Source organism: Streptomyces doebereineriae (assembly GCF_031845645.1).
GTDB lineage: Bacteria > Actinomycetota > Actinomycetes > Streptomycetales > Streptomycetaceae > Streptomyces > Streptomyces canus.
In genome coordinates this window covers 1-395 of record NZ_JAVREZ010000558.1, presented here as the reverse complement: position 1 = coordinate 395, position 395 = coordinate 1, and the positions used below count along the sequence as shown (strand labels likewise).

Genomic DNA, 395 nt, shown 5'->3' with positions numbered 1-395 from the left:
AACGGGTGACGACAACCTTCCCCACCATGCGGCCCGACTCCACATCGCGGTGGGCCTGCCGTAGCCCCTCGGCGTCGAAGCTGCCGATGGTCTTGGTAACGGTGCTGCGCAGCTTCCCGCCGTCCACCAGCTGTGCGGTGCGCGTGAGTAACTGCTGCTGGTAGCTCATGTCGTAGCCGAACAACGACCGGGTGAACATCAGTTCCCAGTGCCAGGCGATGCTCTTCTCTTTCAGGGCGACCAGGTCCAGCCCCGGTGGCTCGTCGATTGCGGTGATGTGGCCGAATGGCCGCATGATTTCGGCGTAGGTGTCGACGTTGCCCGCCGAGTGGGGAGAGAACAGGTAGTCGATTCCGTCCGGTGCGGTCGCGAGTGCCTCGTCACGCAGATTGTGG

1 protein-coding gene is annotated in these 395 nt (G+C 63.8%); it reads right to left on the bottom strand.

Going from position 1 to position 395, the window contains the following annotated elements; all coding sequences use genetic code 11:
* Nucleotides 1-395 (bottom strand): zinc-binding dehydrogenase (locus tag RNB18_RS53240; protein WP_311721207.1); only part of this gene is annotated, 395 nt, incomplete at both ends.